This window comes from Actinomadura decatromicini (genome assembly GCF_008121305.1).
GTDB classification, from domain to species: Bacteria; Actinomycetota; Actinomycetes; order Streptosporangiales; family Streptosporangiaceae; genus Spirillospora; species Spirillospora syzygii.
The window spans coordinates 489,563-503,320 of sequence record NZ_VSRQ01000003.1; the positions used below are offsets into that span (position 1 = coordinate 489,563).

General features: G+C 72.5%; 14 protein-coding genes. 8 read left to right on the forward strand and 6 right to left on the reverse strand.

Annotated elements, in window-relative coordinates:
* Positions 1-90 precede the first annotated feature (90 nt).
* Positions 91-567, forward strand: a complete 477-nt coding sequence (locus tag FXF68_RS16025; RefSeq protein ID WP_148759904.1) for a pyridoxamine 5'-phosphate oxidase family protein — start codon at positions 91-93, stop codon at positions 565-567.
* A gap of 4 nt (positions 568-571) precedes the next feature.
* Here FXF68_RS16025 and FXF68_RS16030 read toward each other — a convergent pair whose 3' ends face one another.
* Genes FXF68_RS16030 through mca form a run of 4 tightly spaced genes read right to left on the reverse strand, consistent with a single transcriptional unit; the run spans position 572 to position 3,880 of the window.
* Positions 572-1,378, reverse strand: a complete 807-nt coding sequence (locus FXF68_RS16030; RefSeq protein WP_148759906.1) for a tetratricopeptide repeat protein — start codon at positions 1,376-1,378, stop codon at positions 572-574.
* A gap of 40 nt (positions 1,379-1,418) precedes the next feature.
* A complete protein-coding gene (locus FXF68_RS16035) occupies positions 1,419-2,681 on the reverse strand; it encodes a low temperature requirement protein A (RefSeq protein WP_148759908.1) in 1,263 nt (420 codons plus the stop codon).
* Positions 2,682-2,720: 39 nt separating this feature from the next.
* A complete protein-coding gene (locus FXF68_RS16040) occupies positions 2,721-3,014 on the reverse strand; it encodes a hypothetical protein (protein WP_187437949.1) in 294 nt (97 codons plus the stop codon).
* The gene (mca, locus tag FXF68_RS16045; protein ID WP_148760789.1) at positions 3,014-3,880 is read right to left on the reverse strand and encodes a mycothiol conjugate amidase Mca; all 867 of its coding nucleotides are present in this window, start codon (positions 3,878-3,880) and stop codon (positions 3,014-3,016) included. Before mca ends, FXF68_RS16040 begins: the two co-directional genes overlap by 1 nt.
* 175 nt (positions 3,881-4,055) lie before the next feature.
* Between mca and FXF68_RS16050 the strand changes: the two genes are divergently transcribed.
* The gene (locus tag FXF68_RS16050; RefSeq protein WP_148759910.1) at positions 4,056-4,451 is read left to right on the forward strand and encodes a DUF4307 domain-containing protein; all 396 of its coding nucleotides are present in this window, start codon (positions 4,056-4,058) and stop codon (positions 4,449-4,451) included.
* Positions 4,452-4,663: 212 nt separating this feature from the next.
* Positions 4,664-5,164, forward strand: a complete 501-nt coding sequence (gene greA / locus FXF68_RS16055) for a transcription elongation factor GreA (protein ID WP_148759912.1) — start codon at positions 4,664-4,666, stop codon at positions 5,162-5,164.
* Positions 5,165-5,349: 185 nt separating this feature from the next.
* Here the strand turns inward: greA and FXF68_RS16060 are convergent, their stop codons facing one another.
* Positions 5,350-5,862, reverse strand: coding sequence for an Lrp/AsnC family transcriptional regulator (locus tag FXF68_RS16060; protein ID WP_246178731.1), 513 nt, complete (start codon positions 5,860-5,862; stop codon positions 5,350-5,352).
* A gap of 113 nt (positions 5,863-5,975) precedes the next feature.
* Between FXF68_RS16060 and hppD the strand changes: the two genes are divergently transcribed.
* The 5 genes from hppD to FXF68_RS16085 all read left to right on the forward strand — a co-directional run bounded on the left by hppD (position 5,976) and on the right by FXF68_RS16085 (position 12,467).
* Positions 5,976-7,067, forward strand: a complete 1,092-nt coding sequence (gene hppD, locus FXF68_RS16065) for a 4-hydroxyphenylpyruvate dioxygenase (RefSeq protein WP_148759914.1) — start codon at positions 5,976-5,978, stop codon at positions 7,065-7,067.
* 117 nt (positions 7,068-7,184) lie between these two features.
* Entirely contained in the window at positions 7,185-8,084 is a 900-nt protein-coding gene (locus FXF68_RS16070; RefSeq protein WP_148759916.1) for an RDD family protein, read from the forward strand.
* Positions 8,085-8,161: 77 nt separating this feature from the next.
* Complete coding sequence (locus tag FXF68_RS44470) at positions 8,162-9,076, forward strand: RDD family protein (protein ID WP_148759918.1); 915 nt, start codon at positions 8,162-8,164, stop codon at positions 9,074-9,076.
* 57 nt (positions 9,077-9,133) lie between these two features.
* Positions 9,134-10,732 carry a M1 family metallopeptidase gene (locus tag FXF68_RS16080; protein ID WP_246178732.1) on the forward strand — a complete coding sequence of 533 codons (1,599 nt, stop codon included), beginning with the start codon at positions 9,134-9,136 and terminating at the stop codon, positions 10,730-10,732.
* 313 nt (positions 10,733-11,045) lie between these two features.
* Complete coding sequence (locus FXF68_RS16085) at positions 11,046-12,467, forward strand: M1 family metallopeptidase (RefSeq protein ID WP_148759922.1); 1,422 nt, start codon at positions 11,046-11,048, stop codon at positions 12,465-12,467.
* Between the two features lie 35 nt (positions 12,468-12,502).
* On the opposite strand, the gene ilvA is transcribed toward FXF68_RS16085, so the two are convergent.
* Positions 12,503-13,726 (reverse strand): threonine ammonia-lyase, encoded by a 1,224-nt coding sequence (gene ilvA / locus FXF68_RS16090; protein WP_148759924.1) that lies wholly within the window; start codon positions 13,724-13,726, stop codon positions 12,503-12,505.
* Between the last annotated feature and the right edge of the window lie 32 nt (positions 13,727-13,758).

The following is a 13,758-nucleotide window of genomic DNA, read 5'->3' on the forward strand; positions in this document are numbered from 1 at the left end:
CCGCGTCCCGGACACGATCAAGCGCTTGGTTATGCTTTCCGCATCGTGCCCGAGTCGGCCCGAAGTCGAGCCCGATACGAGGAGGCCCCGTTGGCAGGCGGCAAGCGCGAGCAGATCAGGATGACGCCGGACGAGGTCGCGGCCTACCTCGCGGAGAGCTACAAGGTGCAGGTAGCGACCGTCGGCAGGGACGGCGCGCCGCACCTCGTCACGATGTTCTACGCGCTGCTCGACGGCAAGATCGCCTTCACCACCTACCGGGCGTCGCAGAAGGTGCTGAACCTGCGCCGGAACCCGACCATGACCTGCCTGGTCGAGGACGGCGTCGAGTACGGCGAGCTGCGCGGCGTGTCCCTCTACGGGCGCGGCGTCGTCATCGACGACCCGGAGCCGAGGAACAAGGTCGGCATGGTGGTCGGCTCGCGGATGGCGGGACTGCCCGTCCCCGAGATCGGCGAGCCCATCGACCCGGTGGTCGCCGAGGGCATCGAGCGGGCGGTGGCCAAGCGCGTCCTCGTCGTGATGGAGCCCGACCGCGTCGTGAGCTGGGACCACCGCAAAGCCTGACCGCTCACGGCCTCTGCGCGGCGACCCGTTCGTACAGTTCGGCCGCGCGGTCGAGCGCCGCGCTCTCGGCGACGTGGTCACCGCGCTGGCGGGCGGCCTCGGCCAGGTGGACGAACATCTCGGCCTGGAGGTCGACGACGTCCTCCTTGCGCAGGATCTCCAGCGCCTGGCCGAAGAAGTTCGTCGCGGCGACGGGACGGCGCGCCCGCAGGTACGCCTCGCCCAGGCTGGACAGCGCGCGGGCCCGGTTGTACTGGTCCGGTTCGGGGAGGGCGGCGAACTCGTCCGGGAGCAGGCCGAGCAGGTCGATGGCGCGGTCGAGGTCGCCCGTCCCGATCAGCGCGCGGGCGAGGTCGAGGCGGGCGAGGAGGGCGGCGTGCGGGTCGTCGTCGTGTTCGGCGGCGTCCAGGCGCTCCGCCAGTTCGTCGGCGGCCTCGGACCAGCGCTCGCGCTCCAGCAGCGCCAGCCCGTCCGTGTGGAGCCCGCCCTCGCCCGCGACGGTGAGGAGATGGTCGAGGAGGCGGCGCAGCGCCGCCTCGCGTCCGGCCTCGGTCTCGTCCCGCTCGGCCCGCTCGCGGGCGAGGGCGCGGGCCGGGCCGGGAAGCCCGTAGCGGCCGTCCGCCGACTCGGCCGCGAGACCGCGGTCGGCGAGCGCGGCGAGCAGCGTCCGGGCCTCGTCCTCCGGGACGTCGGCGAGGGCGGCGGCCGCCGCCGGGCCGACGTCGTCGCCGGGCAGCACGGCCAGCAGCCGGAACAGCCGTGCCGCCGCCGGGGGCAGGTCCCGGAGGGAGTCCTCGAAGTTCGCGCGCACGCCGGAGATCCTCCCCGGCGGCGGCCGGGTCAACCGGACGTCACCCGGTGACGAACGGCCCCGGCAGCGCGTTCATCCGGCGCAGCCGCCGGTAGGCGCGGACGTCCCAGAGCGCCAGCGCCACCACCACGGCGGACGCGCAGACGTGCAGGGCGAGCGGCGTGAACGCGCCGGTGAGCAGGGCGGGCGCGGCCAGCCCGGCGAGGACGAGGATCGCGACCACCCGGGCGCGCGTGAACCCGCCGAAGACGACCCGCTTGAACAGCGCCTGCCCGGCGACGAACAGGGCCGGGCCGCCGAGCGCGACGACGGCGAACGCGGTGCCGAGGCGGCCGCCGGGGTGCGCGAGGACCTTCTCGTCCGCGACCGCGCCGACGATGATGCCCGCGACCATCACGATGTGGATGAAGGTGTAGGCGGAGCGTCCGAGGCGTCCGGGGTCGGGGGACGCGGCGATCTGCGCGGCGGCGGCCTCGGCGGTGTGGTCGAAGTAGATCCACCAGAGCGCGACGGTGCCGACGAACGCCGACACGAACCCGGCCGCGACCGCGCCGGACGGCGGGTGCCCGGCCAGCGTGGCGCCGGTGACCAGCACCGTCTCACCGAGCGCGATGATCAGGAAGAGCTGGCAGCGCTCGGCCATGTGCGCGCCGTCGATCGTCCACTCGGCGGTGCTGGACCGGCCGAGCAGCGGCGTCGCGAAGCCGTGCCACGGCGCGAGGTACTCCAGCGCGAGGGCCAGCAGCCACAGCCCCACCCTGGCCTCGTGGCCGTCGGCGAGGGCGCCGGAGATCCACAGCGCGCCGGAGCAGGTGTGCCAGAACAGCACGCGCTGGAAGTTCGGGCCGAGTGCGTGGCCCCAGGTGCAGACGACGACGAAGACCGTCCTGCCGACCTGGATCGCGACGTAGGCGGCGGCGAACCACAGCGCCTCGCCGCCGAACGCGCCGGGCAGCATCGCCGCCATGAACAGTCCGGCGATCATCACCGCGACCAGCATCAGCCGGACGGCCGGATGGTCGGGGCTGAACCAGTTCGTCGTCCAGCACGTGTACATCCACGCCCACCAGACGGCCAGCAGGAGCAGCAGCGTCTCGGCGGCGCCGCGCAGCGTGAGGTGCTCCAGCAGCAGGTGGGAGAGCTGGGTGATCGCGAAGACGAAGACGAGGTCGAAGAAGAGCTCGAAGAACGTGACCCGCGCGCCCTCCTCGCCGCGCTCCCGCAGCACCGCGTCCGACCTGTGCGGACGGGCCTGGCCGGGCGCCGGCACGGTCTCCGTGCGGTGCGCCGCCGCCTCCGCCATGGGCGCCCCCGGTTCTTCCGCTGTCGAGTCGAGCGAGCGTCAGGCGCCGTCCCCGTCGCCGGCGCCGCCGTTCTTCGCGGCGTCGTCGATCTTAGCGGCCTTCCCGGCCGCCGCCTTCGCCGCTTCGGCGCGCTCCCACTCCTGCTGCCTCAGGTCGGCCTCGCGCGGCGCCTGGATCTTCTTGAGCTGCTTGCCCATCGAGCGGAACAGGAAGACCGTCGCGACGGCGAGGACGACGAAGACACCGAAGCCGAGCATGCCGGGGCTGACCGTGTCGTCGTTCAGCGGAAGCGCGGCGAGCGGCGGGGCGAGCGGGACGGCGAGGGGAGACATCAGAGACACACCTTCTCCCGGACGCCGGCGAACAGGTCGTCCTCCGGCAGTTCGGTGTCGACCAGGGACCTGGCCAAATGGTAGTCCTCGGTGGGCCATGCCTCGCGCTGGACGTCCAGCGGGACGACGAACCAGAACCCGTTCGGGTCGATCTGGGTGGCGTGGGCGAGCAGCGCCTGGTCGCGGGTCTCGAAGTGGTCGGCGCACGGCACGCGCGTGGTGATCTCCCACTTGGCGCGCTCACCCGTGTCGTCCTCGTCGAACCGCTTCATCCAGTCGGCGTAGGGCGACTCCAGGCCCGCGTTCTCCATCGCGGTGTGGAGGGCGAGGACGCGCTCCTTGCTGAACGTCATGTGGTAGTAGAGCTTGAGCGGCTGCCAGGGCTCGCCGGTGCCGGGGTAGCGCTCCGGGTCGCCCGCCGCGTCGAACGCCTCGACCGAGACCTCGTGGCACTTCACGTGGTCGGGGTGGGGGTAGCCGCCCTTCTCGTCGTACGTGAGCATCACGTGCGGGCGGAACTCGCGGACGGCGCGCACCAGCGGCTCGGCGGCGGTCTCCAGCGGTTCGAGCGCGAAGCAGCCTTCCGGCAGCGGCGGCGGCGGGTCGCCCTCCGGGTAGCCGGAGTCGACGAAGCCGAGCCAGGACTGCCGGACGCCGAGGATCTCGCGGGCCCGCGCCATCTCCGCCTCGCGGACCTTGCCGATGTCGGCCTTCACCTCGGGACGGTCCATCGCCGGGTTGAGGATGTCGCCGCGCTCGCCGCCGGTGCAGGTGACGACGAGGACCTCGACGCCCTCCGCGACGTACCGCGCCATCGTCGCGGCGCCCTTGCTGGACTCGTCGTCGGGGTGCGCGTGCACCGCCATGAGGCGCAGCGGCTCCTCGCCCCCGGCCGGCCGCCTCGTCGTTTCCTCGATCGCCTCGGACACCTGGGGATCTCCCTCTCCGGACTCGGTGAGCGGCCCCCGGTTCGAGGCACGCGACAACACAGACGAGAATTGTCCCTGACAACGTCCGGACATCGCACGGAGATTCCCCGCCATGACGACGAGCGTGCCGCAGGAACCCGCGTCCGACCCCGCGCGCCCGGAGCCGCGCCGGGGGCGCCTCGGGCTGGTCGTCATCGGCGCGGTCGCCGCGCTCGCGGCGGGCGGCTTCGGCATCATCGCCGCCTACGCGGGGCAGACGCCGGGCATCGTCGCGCAGATGGTCAGCTACGACATCTCCGACGCCTCGGTGACGGTCAACTACACCGTCGCCAAGGGGAAGGACGACGCCGTCCGCTGCACCGTCGACGCCTACGACGAGAAGTTCGCGGTGCTGGACGAGCGGGAGGTCACCGTCCCGGCGGGCAGGTCGGGCGCCAAGGGGACGGAGACGCTGCACACGGCCCGAAGGGCGACCGGCGCGCGCATCCACGACTGCCGCGCGGTGTAAGGCCGGATGTAGCGGACGGGTGTAACGGTCGGGCGCCCGATACGCCCCGTGAAGGCCGAAGTACGAATGGCGGATTGCAGACGCCGAGATCAGGGAACCTTTACCCGCAACCACCGGATAGGCTAGAGGTTTCACCCGGCCGCACTTCATGTCGATGTGACATCCGCCCAGGGAGCGGGCGGAGGATCGCTACATGTGGATGAGGAGTACCCGTGACCGAGACCCGCGCTGACAACGTCACCTGGCTGACCCAGGAGGCGTACGACCGGCTCAAGAACGAGCTGGAGCACCTGTCGGGCCCGGGCCGCATCGAGATCGCGCAGAAGATCGAGGCGGCGCGGGAGGAAGGCGACCTGCGCGAGAACGGCGGCTACCACGCGGCCAAGGAGGAACAGGGCAAGATCGAGGGCCGCATCCTGCAACTCCAGGGCATCCTGGAGAACGCCCGCGTCGGCGAGGCGCCGCGCACCGAGGGCGTCGTCGGGCCGGGCATGACCGTCACGATCTCCTTCGAGGGCGACGACGAGGAGGTCACCTTCCTGCTCGCCTCCCGCGAGGAGGTCGGCGCCCCCATCGACGTCTACTCCCCCAAGTCGCCGCTGGGCGCGGCGATCAACGGCAAGAAGGTCGGCGAGAAGGCCACCTACACCCTGCCGAACGGACGCGGCATGACCGTCGAGATCCTCGACGCCACCCCGTACGGAGTCGGCTGACCGTTTCCCCGCGGCCGGCGTCTTTCTGAGCCGGCCGCGCCGATCGCGGAACGCCGATCGCGGAGCCGGGAACCGCCGGGCGGGCAGAAACCCGCCCGGCGGCGCTGTGTCCGGGGCCGGGCCCTCTCCGGTTCAGCGGCCGCGCCGGTCAGCGGTCGCGCCGGTCAGCGGTCACGCCGCGCCGGTCAGCGGTTGCGCTGGGCGGCGACGGCGCGGACGAGCGGCAGCGTCCGGTACGGCACCTGGGTGGCCAGGGAGATCACCGACGACGCGCGCTCGACGCCCGCGACGTCCACGATGACGTCGATGACGCGCTGCAAATCGGTGTTGCTGCGCGCCACGACGCGGCACAGCATGTCGCCGGGCCCGGTGATGGTGTGCGCCTCGATGACCTCGGGCACCTGCGCGAGCCGCGCCGCCACCGGGTCGTGCCCGCCCGCCTGGCGGAGCTGGAGCGTGACGAACGCCGTGACGCCGTAGCCGAGCGCCGCCGGGTCGATCTCCGGGCCCATGCCCGCGACGACGCCGTCCCTGGCCAGGCGGTCGAGCCGCGCCTGGACGGTCCCGCGCGCGACCTTGAGCCGCCGGGACGCCTCCAGCACGCCGATCCGCGGCTCGGCGGTGAAGAGCTCGATCAGCCGTCCGTCCAGCGCGTCGATCGGCACGCCGCCGCCCTCCCCCGCCGGGGCCGCCCGCACACATGGTCATGATGTACAGAGCGACCGGTCATCATCCTGGCCCACTGTACAGATTGACCAGGGATTCAGACGACTCTTGCGCACCTTGTAGCCGGTTGCGGAGATTAGGTGGCATGGATGAGTTTCCGGTCAAGGGCATGGACGCCGTCGTCTTCGCCGTCGGCAACGCCAAGCAGGCGGCGCACTACTACTCGACCGCGTTCGGCATGCGCAGGGTCGCCTACCGCGGCCCGGAGAACGGCAGTCCCGAGGAGGCCGTGCACGTCCTGGAGTCGGGCGGCGCCAGGTTCGTGTTCCGCGGCCCGGTGAAGGCGGGCACGGAGATCGGGCGGCACATCGCCGAGCACGGCGACGGCGTCGTCGACCTCGCGATCGAGGTCCCGGACGTCGAGCACGCCTACCGGCACGCGCTCGCCAAGGGCGCGACGGGCCTGGAGGAGCCGCACGTCCTGGAGGACGACCACGGCAAGGTGACGGTCGCGGCCATCGCCACCTACGGCGAGACCCGGCACACCCTGGTCGACCGCTCGAACTACACCGGCCCGTACCTGCCCGGGTTCGAGGCCGCGGACCCGATCGTCGAGCCCCCTGAGAAGCGCTACTTCCAGGCGATCGACCACTGCGTCGGCAACGTCGAGCGCATGGACGAGTGGGCCGAGTACTACCACCGCGTCATGGGCTTCACCGACATGGCCGAGTTCGTCGGCGACGACATCGCGACCGAGTACTCGGCGCTCATGTCGAAGGTCGTCGCGGACGGCACCCGCAAGGTGAAGTTCCCGCTGAACGAGCCCGCCGAGAGCAAGCGCAAGTCGCAGATCGACGAGTACCTGGAGTTCTACGGCGGTCCCGGCGTCCAGCACATCGCGCTCGCGACGAACGACATCCTGTCCTCGGTCGACCGGATGCGGGCCGCGGGCGTCGAGTTCCTGGAGAGCCCCGACTCCTACTACGAGGACCCGGAGCTGCGCGAGCGCATCGGGCAGGTGCGCGTCCCGATCGACGAGCTGCAGAAGCGCCGGATCCTCGTCGACCGGGACGAGGACGGCTACCTGCTGCAGATCTTCACCAAGCCCGTCCAGGACAGGCCGACCGTGTTCTTCGAGCTCATCGAGCGGCACGGCTCGCTGGGCTTCGGCAAGGGCAACTTCAAGGCCCTGTTCGAGGCGATCGAGCGGGAGCAGGAGCGCCGCGGCAACCTCTGATCCGCCGCACTCCCCCTCGGACTCGGGGGGTCGCCCGGCCCTGGACGGCGCCATCGTCCAGGGCCGGACGTCCGTCCGGCGGCACCCGTCCCGCCGTTTGACGGCACACTGTGGCCCATGAGCGAACCGCCTGAGAACCCCCGGCCCGAGGGCGGCGGATGGAAATCCCCCGACCCGCAGGCCCCGGACACCCCCGCGGAGGCGGCGCCCGGCGCGGCCGAGACGCCGGAGCGCCCGCCGCCCTACCAGGGCACCTACGGCGGGCAGCCGGGCGCGGCCCCGCTGCCCGCCGCGCCGCCGATCGGCTACGGACCGCCCGCCGCGCCGCCCGGCCACCCGCAACAGCCGGGCTACCCCCCGCCCGGCTACGGCGGCCATCCCGGCTACGGACCGCCCGGCTACGGGCCGCCCGGTCACGGCGGCCCGCAGGACCTCATCGCCGGGCGCGCCCACCGCCTCGGCGCCGGGGTCCTGGACAGCCTGCTCCTGAGCGTCTTCGCGACGCCCGCCGTCCTGCTCTCGATCCGCTGGGACAGGATGGAGGACTCCATCTCGTCCGGCGAGCCGATGACCGACCCGCTGGACATGTACAACATCCCGCGCCTGGTCATCGGGTACGCGATCGTGTTCCTGCTGGGCTTCGTGTACTTCACCGTCACGCACGCGAAGTGGGGGCAGACGCTCGGGAAGAAGGCGCTCGGCATCCGGCTGGTGAAGGCGTCCGACCACTCCGCGGTGAGCTGGGACCAGGCGGCCGGGCGGCAGGCGTTCGTGTACGTCATCACCGTGGGGACGTCCGTGGTCAACCTGCTGTCGCCCGTCCTCGGGATCCTCGGGCTCGTCGGCCTCCTCGACAACGCCTGGATCCTGTGGGACCAGCGGCGGCAGGCGCTCCACGACAAGGTCGCCGGGACGGTGGTCGTGAAGGCGGCGGCGTGGATGCCGAACCCGTACGCCCGCTCCGCCCCGCCGCCGCAACCACCGGCGCAACCGCCGTCCGGCCCCGGCAACTCTTGATCATCCGGGGGTAAACATTCCGATCCTCCCGGACGCGGCGATGTTTGGAAGCCTGCGCCACGGCCAATCCAACGGTCATGACGCAACCGCCGAACGACCCCGCGTCCGGGGGAGAGCCGGAAGACCGGCGGCCTGACGAGCAGCCGCCGCCCGACCGTCCGGGCCCGTACGGCGGACCGCCCTACGGCGGGCAGCGGCAGCCCGGCGGCCAGCCGCCCCACGGCCAGGATCCCTACGGCCAGGACCCCTACGGCGGCCAGGGCCAGCAGCCGCCCGGAGGCCAGCCCGGCTACGGCGACCAACCCGGATACGGAGGCCAGCCGGGCTACGGCGAGCAACCGGGCTACGGGGGCCAACCCGGGTACGGAGGCCAGCCGGGGTACGGCGAGCAGCCTGGGTACGGCGGGCAGCCGGGGTACGGGCAGCAGCAGCCGCCACCGCAGTACCCGAGGTATCCCGACCAGTCCGGCTACGGGCCGTCCTACGGCGGCATGGGCGGGTACCCCGATCCGGCCGAGGGGCTGGCGAGCCGCTGGGCGCGGCTGGGCGCGGCGATCGTCGACCTGATCCTGGTCGGCATCGTGTCCGGGCTGGTCTCGATCCCGTTCATCGACTGGGACCGCGTCTTCCACCCCGACTCCAACGACTCCTTCTTCAACGGCGCGCAGTCCGGCGCGAACGCGATCAGCGTCGTGCTGGGCTTCCTCTACTACTGGCTGATGCACGCGAAGTTCGGGCAGACGCTCGGCAAGATGCTGCTGCGCATCCGCGTCGTCCGGCAGGACGACCAGGGGGCGATCACCTCCGGCCAGGCCGCCGGACGCTCCGCCTTCTACAGCGTGCTCGGCGGCTTCTGCGGCTGCATCGGCCTGGTCGACGTCGCCTGGATCCTGTGGGACCGCCGCAAGCAGGCCCTGCACTGCAAGGTCGCGCGGACGATCGTCGTCAAGGCCGACCCCACCGCTCCCAACCCCTACGCGCGCCGTCGCTGACGACGACCGGACACGTCCAGGTTGCGGGGTGGGGGTGGCACGGGCACGCTTGTCGGCGTGCATAAGGCCGGAAAGTCCCCCAGCCCGTCCCGTCGTGGTGCGCGGCCCGTGTCCCGCCGCGCCGCGGGACTGGCCGCTCTCGCCGTCGCGGGGTCGCTGACCGCCGCCTGCCAGGTGGCGCCGTTCGGCGACGACGACCCGGGGCCGGCCGGTCCGCCGCCCGAGGGCGCGGTGTCGGGCCCGGCGGGGCCGACCACGGCGGGCGACGACTACGTCCCGGGCGACGGGAACGGCGGGTACGACGTCCAGAACTACGCGCTCAAGCTGAAGATCACGCCGGACGGGCCGCAGCAGCTCGACGGCACCGCGACGATCACCGCGCTGGCGACCGAGCGGCTCGCCCGGTTCAACCTGGACCTGACCGGCCTGGACGTGTCGTCCATCACGGTGGACGGGGCGCCCGCGCGGCAGCAGCGCGGCGGCAGCGAGCTGGAGGTCACCCCGGCGAAGCCGCTGGAGAAGGGCGCGAAGTTCACGACGGTCGTCCAGTACGCGGGGACGCCGCGGCCGGTGACCGACTCGACGCTCGGCAAGTACGGCTGGATCCGCACCCCGGACGGCGTGTTCGTCGCGTGCCAGCCGAGCGGGGCGCACACCTGGTTCCCGAGCAACGACCATCCGAGCGACAAGGCGACGTTCGACTTCGAGATCACGGTGCCGCCGGGGCTGACCGCGATCGCGAACGGGGAGCCGGAGACGCCGCCGGCCGACACCGGCGGCGGCGGGCTCCCGCCGAACCAGCCCGGCTCGCCGCCGAACCTGCCGGGGACGCCGCCGAGCGAGTCGCCGGGGACGGGCCTGCCGTCCGTCGAGCCGGTGTCGCTGACCGCGGACACGACGTCGAAGTGGCACGTCAAGGCGCCGATGGCGACGTACCTGGCGACGGTCGACGTCGGCCGGTTCGGCGTCCGGACGGGACGCACCCCGAGCGGCGTCCCGGTCATCACCGCCGTCGACCAGAGCCTCATGACCGTGAACATCGACCGGTTCCACAAGCTGAACTCCGACGTCACCGAGGAGTGGACGAAGCTGTTCGGCCCGTACCCGTTCTCCTCCACCGGCGGGCTGATCGACAACGCGGACGTGGGCTTCGCGCTGGAGGCGCAGACCCGCCCGGTGTACGGGGCGTTCGGGCTCCAGCCGACGATCGTCGCGCACGAGCTGGCGCACCAGTGGTTCGGCGACAGCGTCAGCGTGACGAAGTGGCAGGACATCTGGCTGAACGAGGGCTTCGCCACCTACGCCGAGTGGCTGTGGGAGGAGAAGACCGGCGGCCGGACCGTCAAGGAGCAGTTCGACGAGCGGTACCGGAGCGCGGGGGCGCGGGAGCTGTGGGACGTCCCGCCCGGCAACCCGGGGCGCAAGCAGATGTTCGGCCGCTCGGTGTACGACCGGGGCGGGATGACGCTGGTCGCGCTGCGCGACAAGGTCGGCGAGGGCGTCTTCTACAAGATCCTCCAGACCTGGACGAAGGAGCGCAGGCACTCGGGCGCGACGACGCGGCAGTTCATCGCGACCGCGAACCAGGTCTCCGGCAAGAGCCTGGACGGGTTCTTCAACGACTGGCTGTACGAGCAGGGCCGCCCGTCGAAGTGACGCCGCGGCGGGGATTCGGCCAAGCCAGCGGAAAGACCGGCGAGTCCCATGGCGGACGCCCGTAAAGGCCCGTGAGGCTGGGCCGGAACCGGGTCCACCGGACGGACCAACCGTGCGAACGGCGTCCGACTGCCGGATCCGGCCACAGATTCCGTCCTTTTTCAGCCGATTTAAGACTGAACCGCGCTTGCCGGGGACGCGGGTCACCAGCAAGTCTTGATCACGGTCATGACAGTTGACCACGGCCGGCCGGGCCGGAAACCGGGGGCCGGACCGCCAACCGAGGACGACCGACGACCTGAGGACGAGGCCGATGAGCAGATCCCCCAGAGTCCTGGCCGCCGTGGCGGTGAGCGCCGCCGCGGTGCTCGCCGCGCCGGCGGCGCCCGCCGTCGCCGCCGCGCGGTTCACGCCCGGGGCGCCGGGCGCGGGCGACCCCTACTTCCCCGACATGGGCAACGGCGGCTACGACGTCGCGCACTACGACATCGGGCTCAGGTACGACCCGGCGACGAAGGGCATCCGGGCGGTGACCCGGGTGAAGGCACGGGCGACGCAGAACCTGTCCCGCTTCGACCTGGACTTCCTCGGCCCGCTGACGATCTCGTCCCTGAAGGTGGACGGGCGCAAGGCGTCCTACAAGCGGACGGGCGCGCAGGAGCTGGTCATCACCCCGCCGGGCGGGCTGCGTAAGAACCGGACCTTCACAGTGACGGTCGCGTACTCGGGCGTCCCGCAGACGGTGAACGACGAGGCGCTCGGCACGTCCGGCTGGATCCCGACGGCGGACGGCGCCGTCATGCTCAACCAGCCGATCGGCGCGGCGACGGTCTTCCCGGTGAACGACCACCCGTCCGACAAGGCGACGTACACCTTCACCCTGTCCGCGCCGAGCGGCCTCACCACGCTCGCCAACGGCGACCTGCGCGGCAGGTCGACGAAGGGCGGCTGGACGACGACCCGCTGGGACGTCCGCAACCCGATGGCGAGCGAGCTGTCGATGTTCGCGATCGGCAAGTACGACACCCTGTCCGGCCGGACGAAGGGCGGCGTGCCGAACCTCACGGCGACCGACCGCGTCCAGGCCGTGACGGCGGGCGACGCGCGGAAGTTCCACGACCAGACCGGGCAGGTGACGGACTTCGAGGCGTCCCTGTACGGGCGCTACCCGTTCACCTCGACGGGCGGGATCGTGGTGAAGGCCGGCGTCGGGTACGCGCTGGAGACGCAGGGCCGTCCCGTGTACGACCTCGGACGCAGGCCGGGCGCCATCCCGGACGGCGGGCTGCTCGCGCACGAGCTCGGCCACCAGTGGTTCGGCGACGCGGTGTCCCCGGCGCGCTGGTCCGACATCTGGCTGAACGAGGGCTTCGCGACGTACTCCGAGTGGCTGTACGCGGAGCGGTTCGAGGGCACGCCCGTGCAGACCAGCTTCGACCAGGCGTACAAGGCGCCCGCCGACAGCGCGCTGTGGAAGGGCAAGGTCGCCGACCCGGGCCGCGACCACATCTTCGACGGGCTCGTGTACGCCCGCGGCGCGATGGCCGTCCACGCCCTGCGGAAGACGATCGGCGACCGGTCGTTCTACCGCCTGCTGCGGGAGTGGCCCGCCGCGCACCGGTACGGGAACGCCTCGACCGCCGACTTCGTCCGCTTCGCCGGGCGGCTCGCGCACAAGAACGTGGACGGCTGGGCCAAGACCTGGCTGTACTCCGAGGGCAAGCCGAGCGTGTGAGTTCACCGCCCTCACGCTGAGCGCCGGACGGACGGCTAGCTCAGCGTGAGGGTGTAGCCCCGTTCGCGGAGGCGGCCGACGACGTCCTCGGAGTGGTCGGCGCCGCGCGTCTCCAGGTGCAGCAGCACCTCGGCCTCCTCGACGGGCAGCCGCGCCGCGACGCGCTCGTGCATCACGTCCAGCACGTTCACGCCCAGCTCGGCCAGCTCGCCGAGCAGCGTCATCAGCGCCCCCGGACGGTCCTTCAACCGGCACCGGACGACCAGGTACCGTCCCGCGCCCGCGAGGCCGTGCCGCAGCACCCGCGACAGCAGCAGCGGGTCGATGTTGCCGCCCGACAGCAGCACCGCGACGGGCGGCTCGACCGCGTAGGCGTGCTCCAGCAGGGCCGCGACCCCGGCCGCGCCCGCGGGCTCGACGACCTGCTTGGCGCGTTCGAGGCACAGCAGCAGCGCCTGCGAGATGGACTCCTCGGTCACGGTGACGACCGCGTCCACCAGCTCGGTGAACATGGCGTAGGTGAGGTCGCCGGGACGGCCGACCGCGATCCCGTCCGCCATCGTCCGGTCGATCTCGATCTGCGTCGGGCGCCCGGCCGCGAGCGAGGGCGGGAACGCCGCCGCCCGCTTGGCCTGCGCTCCGACGATCTTGACGTCGGGGCCGCCCGCGGCGAGCGCGATCCCCTTGGCGGCCGCCGCGACGCCCGCGAGCAGGCCGCCGCCGCCGACCGGCGTGACGACCGTGCGGGCGTCCGGGCACTGCTCCATGATCTCCAGCCCGATGGTGGCCTGGCCCGTGACGACGTCCGGGTGGTCGAAGGGGTGGATGAACACCGCGCCCGACTCGTCCGCGTGCTTGCGGGCGGCGATGAGGCAGTCGTCCACGGTCGGGCCGGGGAAGACGACCTCGGCGCCGTAGCCGCGCGTCGCGGCGATCTTGGGGAGCGGCGCGCCGACCGGCATGAACACGGTCGCCCGGCAGCCGAGCATGGACGCGGCGAGCGCGACGCCCTGCGCGTGGTTGCCCGCGCTGGCCGCGACGACGCCGCGGGCCCGCTCGGCCGCGCTCAGCCGGGAGATCCGCAGGAACGCCCCGCGGATCTTGAACGAGCCGGTGCGCTGCAGGTTCTCGCACTTGAGCAGGACGGGCCCGCCGATCTGCTCCGACAGCACCCGGGACGGGATCATCGGGGTCGGCACGACCACCTCGCGGAGCACGTCCCGGGCGGCGCGCACGTCCTCGACGGTGAGGGAGAGCATGCCTACGATCCTCGCACCCGCCGGGCGACCTC